The organism is Streptosporangium sp. NPDC000239 (assembly GCF_040300765.1).
Taxonomy (GTDB): domain Bacteria; phylum Actinomycetota; class Actinomycetes; order Streptosporangiales; family Streptosporangiaceae; genus Streptosporangium.
Genome location: NZ_JBEPEI010000002.1, coordinates 51,366 through 67,466, shown reverse-complemented (window position 1 = coordinate 67,466; position 16,101 = coordinate 51,366). Strand labels below are relative to the sequence as shown.

At 70.6% G+C, this 16,101-nt stretch carries 17 protein-coding genes; 12 read left to right on the top strand and 5 right to left on the bottom strand.

The genetic code is table 11. The annotated features are described in order from the left end of the window. Window positions 1–111: 111 nt before the first annotated feature. The 5 genes from lepB (ABT340_RS05825) (at window position 112) to ABT340_RS05805 (ending at window position 3,397) form a co-directional block, all read left to right on the top strand. On the top strand, window positions 112–1,002 hold the full coding sequence (lepB, locus tag ABT340_RS05825; RefSeq protein ID WP_352009529.1) for a signal peptidase I: 891 nt from the start codon (window positions 112–114) through the stop codon (window positions 1,000–1,002). Window positions 1,003–1,011: 9 nt separating this feature from the next. Then, window positions 1,012–1,638 (top strand): signal peptidase I, encoded by a 627-nt coding sequence (lepB, locus tag ABT340_RS05820; protein WP_352009528.1) that lies wholly within the window; start codon window positions 1,012–1,014, stop codon window positions 1,636–1,638. A gap of 64 nt (window positions 1,639–1,702) precedes the next feature. Further along, window positions 1,703–2,389: a ribonuclease HII gene (locus ABT340_RS05815; RefSeq protein WP_352009527.1), complete on the top strand. Its 687-nt coding sequence runs from the start codon at window positions 1,703–1,705 to the stop codon at window positions 2,387–2,389. Window positions 2,390–2,428: 39 nt separating this feature from the next. After that, a complete protein-coding gene (locus tag ABT340_RS05810; RefSeq protein WP_012888569.1) occupies window positions 2,429–2,752 on the top strand; it encodes a DUF2469 domain-containing protein in 324 nt (107 codons plus the stop codon). Between the two features lie 129 nt (window positions 2,753–2,881). Continuing rightward, window positions 2,882–3,397, top strand: coding sequence for a murein hydrolase activator EnvC family protein (locus ABT340_RS05805; RefSeq protein ID WP_352009526.1), 516 nt, complete (start codon window positions 2,882–2,884; stop codon window positions 3,395–3,397). A gap of 127 nt (window positions 3,398–3,524) precedes the next feature. On the opposite strand, the gene ABT340_RS05800 is transcribed toward ABT340_RS05805, so the two are convergent. Next, on the bottom strand, window positions 3,525–3,656 hold the full coding sequence (locus ABT340_RS05800) for a hypothetical protein (RefSeq protein ID WP_352009525.1): 132 nt from the start codon (window positions 3,654–3,656) through the stop codon (window positions 3,525–3,527). Between the two features lie 142 nt (window positions 3,657–3,798). Here ABT340_RS05800 and ABT340_RS05795 point away from each other — a divergent pair, with 142 nt between their 5' ends. Beyond that, complete coding sequence (locus ABT340_RS05795; protein WP_352009524.1) at window positions 3,799–4,197, top strand: RidA family protein; 399 nt, start codon at window positions 3,799–3,801, stop codon at window positions 4,195–4,197. A 220-nt stretch (window positions 4,198–4,417) separates the two neighbouring features. Here ABT340_RS05795 and dprA read toward each other — a convergent pair whose 3' ends face one another. From dprA to ABT340_RS05780, 3 genes are all read right to left on the bottom strand, one after another. After that, the gene (gene dprA / locus ABT340_RS05790; RefSeq protein WP_352009523.1) at window positions 4,418–5,392 is read right to left on the bottom strand and encodes a DNA-processing protein DprA; all 975 of its coding nucleotides are present in this window, start codon (window positions 5,390–5,392) and stop codon (window positions 4,418–4,420) included. Between the two features lie 764 nt (window positions 5,393–6,156). After that, complete coding sequence (locus tag ABT340_RS05785; protein WP_352009522.1) at window positions 6,157–7,728, bottom strand: YifB family Mg chelatase-like AAA ATPase; 1,572 nt, start codon at window positions 7,726–7,728, stop codon at window positions 6,157–6,159. Between the two features lie 33 nt (window positions 7,729–7,761). Beyond that, window positions 7,762–8,124: a YraN family protein gene (locus tag ABT340_RS05780; RefSeq protein ID WP_352009521.1), complete on the bottom strand. Its 363-nt coding sequence runs from the start codon at window positions 8,122–8,124 to the stop codon at window positions 7,762–7,764. Between the two features lie 194 nt (window positions 8,125–8,318). Between ABT340_RS05780 and ABT340_RS05775 the strand changes: the two genes are divergently transcribed. Both ABT340_RS05775 and ABT340_RS05770 read left to right on the top strand, forming a co-directional pair. Then, window positions 8,319–9,686 carry a CoA transferase gene (locus tag ABT340_RS05775; RefSeq protein ID WP_352009520.1) on the top strand — a complete coding sequence of 456 codons (1,368 nt, stop codon included), beginning with the start codon at window positions 8,319–8,321 and terminating at the stop codon, window positions 9,684–9,686. A 99-nt stretch (window positions 9,687–9,785) separates the two neighbouring features. Continuing rightward, on the top strand, window positions 9,786–11,132 hold the full coding sequence (locus ABT340_RS05770) for an APC family permease (RefSeq protein WP_352009519.1): 1,347 nt from the start codon (window positions 9,786–9,788) through the stop codon (window positions 11,130–11,132). On the opposite strand, the gene ABT340_RS05765 is transcribed toward ABT340_RS05770, so the two are convergent. Beyond that, a complete protein-coding gene (locus ABT340_RS05765; RefSeq protein ID WP_352009518.1) occupies window positions 11,071–12,309 on the bottom strand; it encodes an MFS transporter in 1,239 nt (412 codons plus the stop codon). The genes ABT340_RS05770 and ABT340_RS05765 overlap by 62 nt on opposite strands. A gap of 112 nt (window positions 12,310–12,421) precedes the next feature. Between ABT340_RS05765 and ABT340_RS05760 the strand changes: the two genes are divergently transcribed. The 4 genes from ABT340_RS05760 (at window position 12,422) to pyrH (ending at window position 15,921) form a co-directional block, all read left to right on the top strand. Then, on the top strand, window positions 12,422–13,024 hold the full coding sequence (locus tag ABT340_RS05760; RefSeq protein ID WP_352009517.1) for an ArsR/SmtB family transcription factor: 603 nt from the start codon (window positions 12,422–12,424) through the stop codon (window positions 13,022–13,024). A 227-nt stretch (window positions 13,025–13,251) separates the two neighbouring features. Further along, window positions 13,252–14,154 carry a 30S ribosomal protein S2 gene (gene rpsB / locus ABT340_RS05755; RefSeq protein WP_352009516.1) on the top strand — a complete coding sequence of 301 codons (903 nt, stop codon included), beginning with the start codon at window positions 13,252–13,254 and terminating at the stop codon, window positions 14,152–14,154. A 109-nt stretch (window positions 14,155–14,263) separates the two neighbouring features. Next, window positions 14,264–15,097 carry a translation elongation factor Ts gene (gene tsf, locus ABT340_RS05750; RefSeq protein ID WP_352009515.1) on the top strand — a complete coding sequence of 278 codons (834 nt, stop codon included), beginning with the start codon at window positions 14,264–14,266 and terminating at the stop codon, window positions 15,095–15,097. 125 nt (window positions 15,098–15,222) lie between these two features. After that, window positions 15,223–15,921 (top strand): UMP kinase, encoded by a 699-nt coding sequence (gene pyrH / locus ABT340_RS05745; RefSeq protein WP_386192836.1) that lies wholly within the window; start codon window positions 15,223–15,225, stop codon window positions 15,919–15,921. Window positions 15,922–16,101: the final 180 nt, after the last annotated feature.

Genomic DNA, 16,101 nt, shown 5'->3' with positions numbered 1-16,101 from the left:
GTGCGGGCCATTCGCATGCAGGAGGGTTTGACCTCCTATGGCGGACCCATAGCTGTCAGGTAACCCGGCGGGCGGCTGACCGGCGCTTTCCATCATCTAGGCTCGTCACCGATGACTAGCGAAGACCGGGAGTCCGGCGCAGCCTCGCGTCGACCTGTCGAGGACGAGGTGGGCGTGATCGCCGGAGAGACCCAGACGAACGCCGAGGGCGGCCGGGACGAGCGGGCCGATGGCGAGGGCAAGAAGAAGGGGGCCTTCTGGAAGGAACTCCCCGTCCTGATCGTCGTCGCGCTGGTGCTCGCGCTCGTCATCAAGACCTTCGTGGTCCAGGCGTTCTACATCCCGTCGGAGTCCATGGAGAACACCCTCCTGGTCAACGACCGTGTCCTGGTGAACAAGCTCGTCTACCGGGTCCGCGACATCGAACGCGGTGACGTGGTGGTCTTCTCCGGCGTCGACTCCTGGGACAGCGAGGTGAACATCGAGGAGCCGGCCAACCCCGTGGTCGCCTTCTTCAGGTGGGCCGGTTCCGCCTTCGGCGTCGTCCCGGGCGAGAAGGACTACATCAAGCGGGTCATCGGGGTGCCCGGTGACACGGTGAAGTGCTGTGACGCCCAGGGACGGGTCACGGTGAACGGGGTGCCGCTCGACGAGAAGGCCTACCTCTATCCCGGCAACGTCCCCTCCGACAGGACCTTCAGCGCGAAGGTCCCGCCGGGCCGCCTGTGGGTGATGGGCGACCATCGCTCCGTCTCCCTGGACTCCCGCCTGCACATGGGTGACCCCGGCGGCGGGAGCATCCCCATCGACAAGGTCATCGGCCGGGCCTTCGTGATCGTGTGGCCCTTCTCAAGGGCCGAGATCATCCCCATCCCCAGCACCTTCAACCAGCCGGCCCTCAAGGCCGCCGTAGCGGCGGGGGAGGCAGTCCCCTTCGTGGCCGGTTTCGCGGGGGCCGTGCCCCTGGTGCTGTGGCGGCGCCGCCGGCGTTCGAGGCGGTAGCCGTACCCCATGACCGTGGAACCCGAGAACAGGCCCGTCACCCCCGAGGACGAGCCCTCCCCCCAGCCTGAGAAGAAGGGCTCGAAGAGGAAGAGCCTGATCGAGTCGGCGCTCCTGCTGCTGGGCGGCGTGCTCGTGGCGCTGCTGCTGCGCCTGATCGTCCTCGACTCCTTCGCCATTCCGTCGGAGTCGATGGAGAACACCCTGATCAACGGAGACCGGGTGTTCGTCAACAAGCTGTCCGGCACGCCCGATCGTGGCGACGTCGTCGTCTTCAAGGGCTGGGACGGTGAGGACACCATCAAACGGGTCATCGCGGTCGGCGGCGACACGGTGAAGTGCTGTGACGCCCAGGGGCGGATCACGGTGAACGGGGTGCCGCTCGACGAGAAGGCCTACCTCCACCCCGACGACTTCCCCTCGGGTGAGAAATTCGAGAAGGTCGTGCCCAAGGGGCGGCTGTGGGTCATGGGAGACCACCGTTCGGCCTCCGCCGACTCCCGGACGCACGAGGAGCAGGAGGGAGAGGGCACGATCTCGGAGAAGGCGGTCATCGGCCGGGCCTTCGCGATCTACTGGCCGTTCTCCAGGGTAGGACTGCTCTCCACGCCGGAGACCTTCACCAAGCTGAGATAGCGGTACCGAATGGTCCGGATGGGGCGTACTCTCTGCTCATGGTCGCTATGTCTGCCGTGGTGCGATGACGATTGCGTTCCGTCCCACGCCCAGCGTGGTCCGGCGCGACTCAGGCCTGTACGGCTATGAGCGGGCTCTGGCACGCCGTGGCCTGGGCCCGGTGGCCGGGGTCGACGAGGCGGGCCGGGGAGCCTGCGCGGGACCCCTGGTGATCGCGGCGGTCGTCCTCGGGCGCAGGATCGAGGGGCTCGGCGACTCCAAGACGCTCACGGCCTCCCGGCGGGAGGCGCTGTACGACCGGATCATGATGACGGCCAGGACGTTCAGCGTGGTGACGATCTCTCCGAAGGAGATCGACAGGCGCGGCCTGCACAAGTCGAACATCGAGGGAATGCGCCGCGCCGTCGCGCGGCTTTCCTTCCATCCCGGCTACGTGCTCACCGACGGCTTCCCCGTCCCCGGCCTGCCGGTTCCCTCGCTGGGTGTCTGGAAGGGGGACCAGGTCGCCGCCTGCGTGGCGGCGGCGTCGATCGTGGCGAAGGTGACGCGAGACAGAATGATGATCGCGCTCCACGAACGCCATCCCGTGTACGGCTTCGCGGAGCACAAGGGGTATGGCACCGTGGATCATCGCAGAGCACTGGAGATGTACGGTCCGTGCCCCGACCACCGTTTCTCGTTCGCGACGGTGGCGAGGTCCAGGCCGGGTGAGGTGATGGGTGAAAATGAAATGGGGGCCGGTGTCGTCTGATCAGACGGCCCGGGAAGGGCGTGCGACAGGAGGACCGGTATGAGCGCAGAGGATCTCGAAAAATACGAGACCGAGATGGAGCTGCAGCTTTACCGTGAGTACCGCGACGTCGTCGGTCTGTTCACCTACGTGGTCGAGACCGAGCGGCGCTTCTACCTCACGAACTCGGTCGATCTGGACGTCCGTACCGCCGAGAACGGTGACGTGTTCTTCGACGTGAAGATGCAGGACGCCTGGGTCTGGGACATGTATCGGCCCGCGAGGTTCGTCAAGAACGTCCGCGTGGTCACCTTCAAGGACGTCAACGTCGAGGAACTCGCCAAGCCCGACCTGGAGATGCCCAAGGAGGGCTTCTCGAACTGAGCCCGTTTGCGCCCTCCCGGTGTCTTTCGCCGGGATCTCCTCCGACGTCCTCCGCTCCGGGGGACGTCGGCTGTCCACAGAACGCCGTTCGGTCCGTCGTCTCCGGGCGGGAACGCGCATCCTCGATGCGTGAGATCCTTCCTCGTCATTCTGCTGGTGGTGCCGCTGTTCGCCCTCCCGGCGGCCGGGGGCACCCGCGGCGCGTCCCCTGACACCGTCTCCGCCCGGTGGGGCCGGCCGCTCGTGGGGCGTCTCGTCGTGCTCAGGGGGTTCGACCCTCCGGCTCGGCCGTGGCTGGCCGGCCATCGGGGGGTCGACCTCGCCACGACCCCCGGTGCGGAGGTGCACGCGGCCGGTGCGGGGACGATCGGTTACGCGGGGCCGCTCGCCGGACGGGCGGTGGTGACGGTTCTTCACCCCGGCGGCCTGCGGACGACCTACCTTCCCGTCCGCCCCTCGGTACGGCGTGGCCAGCGGGTGAGCCGGGGCGAGGTCATCGGCGTCGTCCAGGACGTTCCCGGCCACTGTCGTACGGCCTGCCTGCACTGGGGCCTGTTACGGGACCACTCCTACCTCGACCCGCTCCTCCTGCTGGGGCAGGGACGGGTCAGGCTGCTCCCGGTCTGGCCCGTGGGACCCCGGTGATCCGGTGCCCCGTCGGCCGGCGGATCACTCGTGCCCGGCGGCCGTGGAGACAACGGGCCGCCCATGTCCGCAAGGGGCGAGGCCGACGGGTCGTCTCGGCTTCGACGGTCAGCGGGGTGTGGTGGGGTCATCCGGGCTTGACGGGGATGCCGGAGATGACGGGGGCGCCGGGCGTGACGGGGGTGCGGCGCGGGAAAACCCGGATGACACCGGAGCCGGAGACGGCGATCATCATGCCAGGGCGCCAGGAGACCGGCATGGCGGGAAACCGGCGCCTCAGGAGGCCGGGGTTCCGTTCTGGAACGGCGTCGTCAGAAGACCGGTATGTCGGGAAGCCCGTCTGCCGGGAGGCCAACGTGCCGGGAGACCGGTACGTGGGGCAACCAAGCGTCAGGAGTGTGATGATCCATCGGATGACCGTCGCGGGGCTGTTCCCGCCCCCGGACTACGCGCACGCGGTCGTGGTCGAGGCCGGTCAGCGGCTGGCCTTCATGGCCGGTGCCGTCCCGCTGGACGGTGACGGCGGCCTTGTCGGGGCCGGTGATCCGGTCGCGCAGACCCGGCAGGTGCTGGCCAATCTGCGGACCGCGTTGCAGGCGGCGGGCAGCGACCTGAGCCATGTGCTGTCCAGCACCGTTTACGTGGTGGCGGACACCCCCGAACCCCTCGGCCGGGTGTGGCAGGTCGTGCGTGAGTCCGGCCTCGCGGAGGGCCCGCACACCTCGACCCTGCTGGGCGTCTCGTGCCTGGGATACACCGGCCAACTCGTGGAGATCACCGCCGTGGCCGCGATTCCCTGAGCGCGGCCTCCCGGGGCAGGACGTCCGGAAAGTGACGGGAGGCGATGGAGGTCGGGGGGCGACGGCGTCGAGAGATCCGGTGGGGGCGAATACGACGCTGGCATACGACAGCCATGGCTCGCCCTTCGCTGGTTTCGTCCGGGTTCCCGGTAGGGCCTCCTTGGCCTCGTGACGCGTTTCGCGCCGATCCCCCAAAGCCCCTCGTCGCGGCGAGAGGGAGTCAGCCTCCCGGTGATCTGTTCGGGCGCAACCGCCAGCCTTTCGCGACACGTTCCACGTATCCGGCGGCGGCCAGGCCGCCCAGGCAGGACAGCACGGTCTCCAGATCGACGCCCGCGGCCGTCGCTATCACGGCCGGGCCGGCTCCCGTACGGGCGGGGATGACCTCCAGGACCTGACGGGTCTCCGGGTCCAGCCGGTCACGGGGGAGCACGGGCCCCCGGACCTCGGGGGCGAGATCGTCTCCCATCACCCCGACGAGCTCGATCATCTCCGCCGGGGTGGTGACACAGACCGCGGCCCCCTGACGGATCAGCCGATGACACCCGGCCGACATCTCCGACGTCACGGGCCCGGGGACGGCGGCCACGACGCGGTTCAGCGAGGTCGCGTGTCCGGCGGTGTTCAGCGCCCCGCTGCGCACGGCCGCCTCGATCACCAGGCTTCCCCGTGACAGCGCCGCGATGAGACGGTTGCGGATCAGGAAGCGTGGCCGGGTGGGGCGGGCGCCCATCGGGCACTCGCTCACCAGGAGCCCCTGCGACCGCACGGCCGCGAACAGGTCGTGGTGCGCGCTGGGATAGGCGACGTCGGTGCCGCAGGCCAGGACCACGACGGTCGGCGCCCCGCTTTCGAGAGCGCCGCGATGAGCCGCCCCGTCTATGCCGTAGGCGCCCCCGGAGACGATGCTCCAGCCGCGTTCGCCGAGTCCGGCGCCGAACTCCGCGGCCATGTGCGTGCCGTACGGCGTGGCCGCCCTGGAGCCGACGACGGCGACGGAACGCAGGCAGGAGAAGCGGAGGTCCGCCTCCCCGTTGAGCCACAGGCCGTACGGCGCGCGCTCCTGGAGGTCGTTCAGCTGGGTCGGCCATTCGGGATCTCCCGGAACCACCAGTCTGGCCCCGAGCCGTTCTCCCGAGGCCAGGTCCTGGGCGGGATCGGCTGCTTCGAGACGGGCCGCCCATGAGGAGAACATCCGGCCGAGCCGTTCAACGGCCCGTTCGCCGCCCGCACGGGACGAGGAACCGTGACGCCGGATCGGCGAACCCCCGGACGCGGTGAGACCACCGGGGGAGCGGCCGTCATGAGAGCCCCCCGGAACAACCGGATGGTCGCCCCCGGCGTGGGCGCCGCACGCGCCGGAAACGCTCCGGAGGTCGTGTTCTCCCGTGCCCATCCCAGGAACATCATCCGGCCCCGGACGGACACGATCACCCCCCGCCCGGTCCAGCGACACCTGACCGGCTCGCCTCCCAGGAGGGCCGTCATGGCCGTCCGGCAGAGTGGCGCACACCCCGTGGGAGCTCTCCGGGCTGAGAGGAACGCCAGCAGCCCGGCTCTCCGGCCCCGTGGCGCGTGGCCGAGGAACGCCGCTCGCCCCAGGACGGACACCGTGGCCATCCGGCTCGAAGGCGGCCCCGAAGGTGGCCCCAAAGGTGGCATCGTCATCCTCTGTCTCGTTCGTCGGCGGCTTCCAGGCGAGGTGTCCGGCGGCGCCGGGTGGGTGGGCGGCGTGATCGTTCCGATCGCCGGAGACCGGCCGGACGGGGCGGGGAGGCCGTGTGCTCGGCGGGGCAGGACGGCAGGCGTCGGCGAACCAGCGGACGAGCTCCGGATCAGGACGGCCACGGCGGATCCGCCTGACAGCGGCCTCGGCGCCGATGGTGGCGACGAGACGGCCGACCACGGGGTCGCCGGGCTCCGCCACCCGCATCAGCGTGACCCGTGCGAGACGGTCGTTCATCGTGCCTCCCCAAGCCACAGGCCGAGCGCCGCGTTGGTCTCGGTGACCTCGGGCGCGTTCTTTCCCGCGAGATCGGCGAGCGTCCAGGCCACTCTGAGCGTTCGATCGAGCCCCCGGGCGCTCAGCTCTCCGCTGTCGAGACAGCGGAGCAGCGGGGCCATCGCCTTCGAAGCCGGACGGTAGCCGGTGTGCAGAGCCTGGGCCGACACCTCCGCGTTGCACCGCCACGGTGTGCCCGCGAACCGTTTCGCGGCCCGTTCGCGGGCGGCCAGGACCCGCTCGGCCACCACCCGGCTCGGCTCGATGAACCGGCGGTCGGCGAGAAGTTCACGGCGGCTGGAACGATGCAGTGTGATCTTGATGTCGACGCGGTCGAGCAGCGGGCCGGAGAGCCTGGAAAGGTAACGTCTGCGGGCCATCGGGGTGCAGCGACACGGGTCGGCGGGCCCCGAGGGACGCGCGCACGGACACTGGTTGGCCGCGAGAATCAGGATGAACCGCGCGGGAAACGTCACCGAGCCCATCGCCCTGGACACCGTCACCGTGCCGGATTCAAGCGGCTGCCTGAGGGAGTCGAGAACGGTCGCCGGGTATTCGGGGGCCTCGTCGAGGAAGAGGACCCCTCGGTGGGCGAGGGAGACCGCGCCCGGCCGGATCGCCCCGCTGCCTCCGCCGATGACGGCCGCCACGGTCGCGGTGTGGTGGGGCGCGACGAACGGCGGCCGGACCAGCAGGGGGCGATCCTCGGGCAGCGCCCCGGCGACGGAGTGGATGGCGGTCACCTCCAGGGCCTGCTCGCGCTCCAGATGGGGAAGCAGGGTGGGCAGGCGCTCGGCGAGCATCGTCTTGCCGGTGCCCGGCGGCCCCAGCATCCAGAGGTTGTGCCCACCCGCGGCGCAGACCTCAAGCGCGCGGCGGGCGAAGGGCTGACCGGCCACGTCGCCCATGTCGGGGGTGCCCGCTCTTCGCTCGGTGGTGGAGGAGGCCCACGGCCGTACGGACTCGCCGGTCTCGTCCGGGGCGGGGTCGGGGGTCGCGGGCACGGTGGTCTGGTCGTCGTCGCGCAACCAGTCGACCAGCCGGCTCAGGGTGGAGACGGGGACCACCGTCACGCCGGGCACGAGCGCGGCCTCGGCGGCGTTGCGGGACGGGACGACGACGGTGCGGGCACCGGCCGCGGCGGCGGCCAGCACGGCGGGCAGCACCCCTCGCAGGGGTCTCAGCGAGCCGTCCAGGCCGAGCTCACCCAGGAAGAACGGGTCGGCGACCCGCGCCACGGGCACGACTCCGGCCGCGGCCAGCAACGCGACGGCGATGGCGAGGTCGAACATGCTGCCTCGTTTGGGGAGACTGGCGGGGAACAGGCTGATGGTGATGCGGGCGTCCGGCCAGGTGTGGCGGCTGTTGACCACGGCGGAGCGGACCCGGTCGCGGGCCTCGCTGAGCGCGGTGTCCAGCATGCCGATGAGATGCGTGCCCGCGACGCCGCTGCCCACGTCGGCCTCCACGTCGACGGGATGACCGGTCACTCCGAGCAGGGCGACGCACCGGGTGCGCGCGACGGTCACTTCTCACACTCCCTGTGATGGTCTGAGGGACATTCAGCACATCCCTCGTTCGTGACGGATGGTGAAGGCCCCGGCGAACCGTTCGAGGGCGACGACGTCGACACGGATCGCGTCGAACCGTTCGGACGGGGCACACCGCTCGTTCCGCCATTTGGCGATGAGCCTGCGCAGGCGGGCGACCTTCTCCTCGGTCACCGCCTCGAAGGCCGTGCCGTGGGTGCGCCCCGAACGGGTCTTCACCTCGACCGCGACGAGCGTGTGGTCCTCGCGGGCGACCACGTCGATCTCTCCGTCGGAACATCGCCAGTTGCGGTCGAGAACCCGCATGCCACGGGTCAGCAGGTAGGCGACGGCGAGTTGCTCGCCGTGCCTGCCGAGATCGTCCTTCGCGGCCATGGAAACCACCTCCGGTCCCAGACCTTCGCGCAGCTCGCCCCGCCCGCGAGGGACCGAATCCGGTTCTGTGGAAAACGGCACGCGGACCGGCCGGCCTGTGGAAAACCCATACGGGAGACGACCTCGGGTGGTGTCCAGAGCCAGAACCCGCCGAAGGCCCGCGGATGGAAAGGTGAAGTGCGAGGCTTCGTCGCATGTGTGAGGAGAGAGAAGAGGTCGTCGAGGACCTCGTGCGAAGGCTGGGCGCCGAGGTAGGGGTCGAGCTGCCGCCTTTGCGGGTCACCGGCGCGGAGCCGGTGCTGCCGTCCGTCTTCCACGTCGACACGGCGGCCGCGGTCTCCGTCGGGGCCGCGACCGCCGCGGCGGCCGGTCTCGGGGGAGGAGTGGGGGCGGAGGTGGACGTCCGCGAGGCGGCGGTCGCCTTCCTGGACGAGCGCCACTTCATGATCGACGGAGTTCGTCCCGCCGGGTGGGCGGCGCTTTCCGGCGACTACCGGACCGTTGACGGGTGGGTCCGGCTGCACTGCAACTTCGACCACCACAGGGACGCGGCCCTGGCCGCCCTCGGGTTGCCCACCGGCGCGGACGGTGAGGCCGTCGCCAGGGCGTGCGCGGGCCGTACCGCCTTCGAGGTCGAGGAGGTGGTCACGGCCGAGGGGGGATGCGCGGCCATGATGCGCAGCCGCGCCGGGTGGCGGGCCCATCCGCAGAGGGCGGCGGTCGCGCGCTCGCCGCTCGTCGGCCTGACCAGGATCGGCGACGGGCCGGTACGGGCACCGGGCGGGAGGAGGGACAGGCCGCTGGACGGGGTGCGGGTGCTGGACCTGACACGGGTGATCGCCGGGCCGGTGGCCACCCGCACGCTCGCCGCCCACGGGGCGCGGGTGCTCAGGGTGGGGGCCGGGCACCTGCCGGAGGTGCCGGGGCTGGTGGTCGGCACCGCTTTCGGCAAGCGCTCCTGCCACCTCGACCTGAGGACCGCGCGGGGGGCGGCGGCGTTGCGTGACCTGGTCGCCGGGGCGGAGGTGTTCGTGCAGTCCTACCGGCCGGGCGCGCTGGAGGCGCTGGGCTTCGGTCCGGAGGAACTGGCCGGGATCAGGCCGGGCATCGTGTGCGTCGATCTCTCCGCCTACGGCGCGCACGGCCCGTGGGCGGGCAGGCGGGGTTTCGACAGTCTGGTCCAGATGGTGTGCGGCATCGCCCACGAGGGTGGCGGAGGGGCCGGGCCGCGCCCGCTTCCCGCCCAGGCTCTCGACCACGCCACGGGCTATCTGGCGGCCTTCGGCGCGATGGCCGCCCTGACGCGCCGTTCGCGGGAGGGAGGTTCCTGGCGGGTCGAGGTGTCGCTGGCCAGGACCGCGCTGTGGCTCGACTCGCTCGGCCGCGCCGAGGCGGAGAACGTCACAGGGAAGGGGCCGCGGGTCGCCGACCTGCTGAGCGAGATGGACAGCCCGTTCGGGAGGCTCACCTATGTCAGGGCGCCGGGGAGCGTCGGCGGTGCCCGGCCGTACTGGACGAGCCCGCCACCGGGACAGGGGGAGCACCCGCCCGCCTGGTGGTGAGCGGCCCGATCCGGAACCTCCGGCGGCGACCCCGGATGACAACGCCGGATGAGGGGATGGTCCAGGGACGAGTGCATCCTGCGCGGGGGAGGGGATGGCGTGGAGACACGGGCGAGGCTGCGCCGTACGCTCTCGGTCCGGGACCTGATCGTCTACGGACTGCTGTTCATCGGGCCGCTGGCCCCGGTCGGCGTGTTCGGGGTGCTCGACGCGAGGAGCGCGGGGGCGGTCGGGCTCGTCTACGTCATCGCCACGGTGGCCATGGCCTTCACCGCTCTGTCGTACGCCGAGATGTCACGGGTCGTGCCGCGGGCCGGATCGGTGTTCGCCTACGCCTCGGCGGGCCTCGGTCAGGCGGCCGGGTTCCTCGCGGGCTGGTTGATCATGCTCGACTACCTGCTCATCCCCAGCGTGGCCTACCTGTTCTCCGGGATCGCGCTGCACGCGCTCTTTCCCGCCGTCCCCGCCTGGGCCTTCACCGCGCTGGCCTTCGCCGTGACCACCGCGCTCAACGTCTCGGGAGTACGGCTGGCCGCCCGGGTCGGCCTGGTCGTGCTGCTGGCCGAGATCGTGGTGCTGGCGATCTTCGTGGTGATGGCCGTGGTCGTGCTGGTCGCCGAGGGACCGGTCAGGCCGTGGGCGTCGCCGTTCACCGGGGTCGGCGGGACCACGACCACCCTGGTGATCGGGGCCGTCTCGGTCGCGGTGCTGTCCTTCCTGGGGTTCGACGCCATCGCCTCGTTCGCGGAGGAGACGACCGGTGACTCGCGCCAGGTCGGCAGGGCGGTACTGCTCTGCCTGGGGGTCGCGGGGGCGCTGTTCGTGCTGCAGACCTTCCTGGCCGGCCTGCTGGCCCCGATGAGCCCGGCGGAGCTGGCCGCGGACCCCGCCACGCAGGGCACGGCCTTCTACGACGTGGTCGAGCGGTCGGTCGCCCCCTGGCTGGCGGGCCTGATGAAGGTGGCCAAGGCGGTCGGTCCCGCGTTCGCCGCGATGACCGCGGTGGCCGCGGCCGGGCGGCTGCTGTACGGCATGGCCAGGGACGGCGGCCTGCCCCGGGCGCTCTCGACGGTCGATGCGGGCTCCGGGACGCCACGGGCGGCGCTGCTCAGCGCGGGGGCGGTGACGCTGGTCGTCTCGGTCTGGGCGGCGAGCAGGCCGGACGGTCTTGACGTGCTGGTCTCGGTCGTGGACATCGGGGCGTTGGCGGCGTTCACGATGCTGCACGGCTCGGTGATCGGATACTTCAGGGTTCGCCGGGGGAGCCGTGACCTGTGGCGGCACCTGGTCGTGCCGGTCGCGGGCGGCCTCGTCGCGATCTGGATCATCATCCTGGCCGCTCCGCTCGCCAAGGTCGCCGGGCTCGTCTGGCTGGTCACCGGGGTCATCGTGTTCGCGGTGCGGAGGAACGGCCGAGGGGGGAGAGCCAGATCCACGGGATCGTGAGCGCGACCCCGGCCGCGCCGATCCACAGGACGGGGCGCAGCCCGAGCACTTGACCGAGCAGGCCGCCCGCGATGCCGCCGAGGGCCAGCACGCCCTGGACGGCGAAGGTGTTGGTCGCGTTGACCCGGCCCCGCAGGCCGGCGGGGGTCTCCCGCAGGACCACGGCGCCGAAGCAGACGGAGAAGGCGATGACGGCCGCGCCGCTGACCAGCCCGCCGGCGGCCAGGGCCAGGAAGGCGGCCCACGTCGGCCCCGAGGCGGTCGCCGTGATCACGTAGTCGAGCGGGAAGACGATGACGGCGCACGCGATCACCTGGTGCTCGCCGTACTTCGCGGTCAGGCGCGGGATGAGGGCCGTGGCCGCCAGGCCGCCGACACCGAAGCTGGCGGTGAGCAGGCCGATCAGCCCCGCGGGCAGGTGAAGCTCGGCGAGCGCGTAGATCACGAACACCGCCGTGTAGGCGGCCCCGAAGAAGTTGATGACGACCCCGCAGCCGCAGAGCGTTCTGAGCACGGGGTTGCCGGTGACCGTTCGCAGACCCTCGTTGATCTCGGCCCACAGACCGCGCGGGGGAGCCGGAGTGTGGTCCTCGGGGGTCCTGATCGACCGGACGAGGAACGCCGAGGCCAGGAAGGAGAACGCGTCGGCGACGATCGCGAACGGCGCGGTGAACAACTGGACGAGTAGTCCGGCGAGGCCGGGGCCGCAGACGGAGGCGAGGGAGAAGACCGAGTGCAGGCCCGCGAGCGCCTCGGTCCGCTGCCTCTCGTCGACCACCACGGCCAGGTGAGGGAAGTTCGCCGCGCGGAAGAGCGTGGTGCCGGTGCCGACGACGAACGCCGCAGCGATCAGCCACGGCACCGTCAGCAGCCCGGCGAACCAGGCGAGAGGGATCGTGGCCATGGCCATCGCGGAGGCCGCCTCGCAGGCGACCATGACCGGCCTGTGCCTCCTGAGCCGGTCGGCGAGGGCCCCCGCCTGCAGCCCGAACATCAGGGAGGGCAGCGAGGAGGCGGCGGTGAGCAGGCCCATCTGGATCGGGGAGGCGCCGAGCAGGGCGGCGGCGGTCAGCGGCACGGCCAGCTTGGAGATCTCGGTGCCGATCTCGGAGACGGCGCGGGAGGACAGCAGCAACCGGTAGTCGCGTTGGGCGCGCAACGGAACGGTCTGGAGCACGGAGGACCACCTTCGGGGAGCAGGTGTGAAGGGAATGCTTCACAACTATGAAGGTAGTACTTCATAATTGTGAAGGCAATCCTTCACATCGAAGGGTGGGTACGGTTTGCACATGACCCAGGAACGTGAGCCGCTCACCGATCCCGTGGCGATGCGCGCCCTCGCCCACCCCGCGCGGCTGGCGATCCTGAACCGGCTCCAGGTCGAGGGGCCCGCCACCGCGACCGAGGTCGCCGAGGTCGTCGGGATCACCCCGAGCGCGGCCAGCTACCACCTGCGCATGCTCGCCAAGTACGGCTTCGCCGAGGACGCGCCGCCCAGGGGCGACGGCAGGGAACGGCTCTGGCGCAGCTCCTCCAAGAGGATGTCCGTCACCCGGAAGCCGGAGGACGGTCCCGAGGTGCGAACGGCCAAGGACCTGCTGATCAAGGTCATGCGCGACCAGGCCGCCGAGGAGGCCGCCCGCGCGCTGGCGGCACTGGACCGGGAGCCCAGGCACTGGCTTGAGGCGACGGCGTTCTCCCGCACGATCCTGCTGGTCGACTCGGAGGAGCTGGGGGATCTCAACCGGCGGATCGACGAGCTGCTCGCCCCCTACCGGCTCACCGCGCGCAGCCGGGACGAGGCCCCCGCGGACGCCAGGGTCGCCGAGGCACAGGTCAACCTCTTCCCCAGGGCCGTACGGCGGCCGCACGGCCTTCCCCGCGACGCGTGAGGGGCCGCCGACGCGCCGAGGTCAGCGGGATGCCCGGCTGAGGGTACAATTTTCGATGGCCTGTGTCTCACGGGCCGACTTCGCATGCCCCATCAGGAACCACATCCATCGGTCCGGGTGAGAACCCGGCTGGAGGCGGTTCGGAGCATCAGGGCGACGGTCGCGGACCGTCGCGTCAACCGAGAACAGCGCCCAGAGATGGGTGCTCCGACCTGGAGGACAATCACATGTCCACCCCCGTCGTCACCATGCGGCAGCTGCTTGAGAGCGGCGTCCACTTCGGTCACCAGACCCGTCGCTGGAACCCGAAGATGAAGCGCTTCATCTTCACCGAGCGCAACGGCATCTACATCATCGACCTGCAGAAGTCGCTGTCCTACATCGACAGGGCCTACGACTTCGTCAAGGAGACCGTCGCGCACGGCGGCACGATCATGTTCATCGGCACGAAGAAGCAGGCGCAGGAGGCCATCGCCGAGCAGGCCGCCCGCGTCGGCATGCCGTACGTCAACCAGCGCTGGCTGGGTGGCATGCTCACCAACTTCTCCACCGTGCACAAGAGGCTCCAGCGTCTGAAGGAGCTTGAGGAGCTCGACTTCGACAACGTCGCCGGCTCGGGGCTCACCAAGAAGGAGCTCCTCATGCGCCGCCGTGAGAAGGAGAAGCTGGAGCGCACCCTCGGCGGTATCCGTGACATGTCCCGCGTGCCCAGCGCGGTGTGGGTCGTGGACACCAAGAAGGAGCACATCGGGATCAGCGAGGCCCGCAAGCTCAACATCCCGGTCGTCGCGATCCTCGACACCAACTGCGACCCGGACGAGGTCGACTACCCGATCCCGGGTAACGACGACGCCATCCGCGCCGTCGGTCTGCTGACCCGCGTCGTCGCCGACGCCGTCGCCGCCGGCCTCATGGCCCGCGCGGGCGCCAACCGCGGTGACGACAAGCCGGCCGTCGCCGGTGGCGCCGAGCCGCTGGCCGAGTGGGAGCAGGAGCTGCTCGCGGGCGCCGAGGCCACCGCCGCGACCGAGGCCGCCCCGGCCGCTGAGGTCACCGAGACCGCCGAGGCCACCGAGGCTGAGGCCGAGGCCGCCGCCCCGGCCGCCGAGGACGCCGACAAGCAGGCCTAGGCCCACCTCGTACGGCCCGGCCGTACGACCCGCAAGGCTCTTTCACGGGTGGGTGCGCCAGCGCGGGGCACCCACCCGATCCACGACGATTCCCACGAGGAAGAAGACAATGGCTTCCGTGAACATGGCCGACGTCAAGCGGCTTCGTGAGCTGACCGCCGCCGGCATGATGGACTGCAAGAAGGCTCTTGAGGAGTCCGAGGGCGACTTCGACCGCGCCGTCGAGCTCCTGCGTCTCAAGGGCGCCAAGGACGTCGGCAAGCGCGAGGCCCGCACCGCCTCCAACGGCCTGATCGCCCTCAAGCAGGACGGCGACTCCTCCGCCGCGCTGCTCGAGCTCAACTGCGAGACCGACTTCGTCGCCAAGGGCGAGCGCTTCCAGGAGCTCGCGGCCCAGGTCGTCGAGCACATCCTGGCCACCAAGCCGGCCGACGTGCCCGCCCTGCTCGACTCCGAGCTCGGTGGCAAGTCCGTCAAGGAGCAGCTGGACGAGGCCAACGCCGCGCTCGGCGAGAAGATCGAGATCCGTAGGTTCGCGGTCCTTGAGGGCGGCTTCATCGGCGCCTACATGCACAAGACCGATCCGCAGCTGCCCCCGGCGGTCGGCGTGCTGGTCCAGCTCGACACGGCCAACGCCGAGGTCGCCAAGGACATCGCGCAGCACGCCGCCGCGATGGCTCCGAAGTACCTCGACTCCGCCGCGGTCCCCGCGGACGTCATCGAGAAGGAGCGCGCGCTCTTCGAGGAGATGACCCGCGAGGAGGGCAAGCCCGAGGCCGCCATCGGCAAGATCGTCGACGGCCGCATCAACGGCTGGTACAAGGACTTCACCCTGCTTGAGCAGGCTTTCGTCAAGGACAACAAGAAGTCCGTCGGCAAGTTCGCCACCGAGAACGGCGTTCAGGTCCAGGCCTTCGTCCGCTACAAGGTGGGCCAGGCTTAGGCTTGACCCAGCTTCTCTCACCAGAGCGTTAGAACAACGAGGAGGCCGCCGCCGTGCAGGAGAAATCAGACCCCGCTACGTCGGCGGTTTCGTCGTACGCGGGCCCGCTTCGCTGGAAACGCGTCATGTTGAAGCTCTCCGGTGAGGCGTTCGCCGGGGGCGAGCCGCTGGGCATCGACCCCCGCGTCGTCGGGCAGCTGGCCGACTCGATCGCCGAGGCGGTCCGCGAGGGCGTCCAGGTCTCGGTCGTGGTCGGCGGCGGCAACATGTTCCGCGGTGCGGCGATGTCCGAGCGCGGCATGGACCGGGCCAGGGCCGACTACATGGGCATGCTCGGCACGGTCATCAACTGCCTGGCCCTCCAGGACTTCCTGGAGAAGCGCGGCATCGACACCCGCGTTCAGACGGCGATCACCATGCAGCAGGTCGCCGAGCCCTTCCTGCCCCGTCGCGCCATCCGCCACCTGGAGAAGGGGCGCGTGGTGATCTTCGGGGCCGGGCTCGGCTCGCCGTTCTTCTCGACCGACACCTGCGCCGCCCAGCGCGCGCTTGAGGTCGGCGCCCAGGCACTGCTCAAGGGAACCCAGGTGGACGGCGTCTACGACGCCGACCCCAGGAAGAACCCCGACGCCGTCAGGTTCGACCACCTCGAATATGGTGAGGTGCTGACCCGCGGTCTCGGTGTCATGGACGCCACCGCCATCAGCCTCTGCATGGACAACGGCCTGCCCATCGTGGTCTTCGACCTCATGGGCGAGGGCAACATCCTGCGGGCCGTACGCGGTGAGAAGATCGGCACGCTGGTGAGCCCGGCAGGGAAATAGGGAACGAGCCTGACGGAGCGAGCGGAGCGGTGGGCGACGTAGGAGTCTCCCGTGAAGTGAGTGAGTCGGGTGAGTGACCTGGAGGTAGGGAACGAGCCTGACGGAGCGAGCGGAGCGGTGGGCGACGTAGGAGTCTCCCGTGAAGTGAGTGAGTCGGGTGAGTGACCTGGAGGTAGGGAA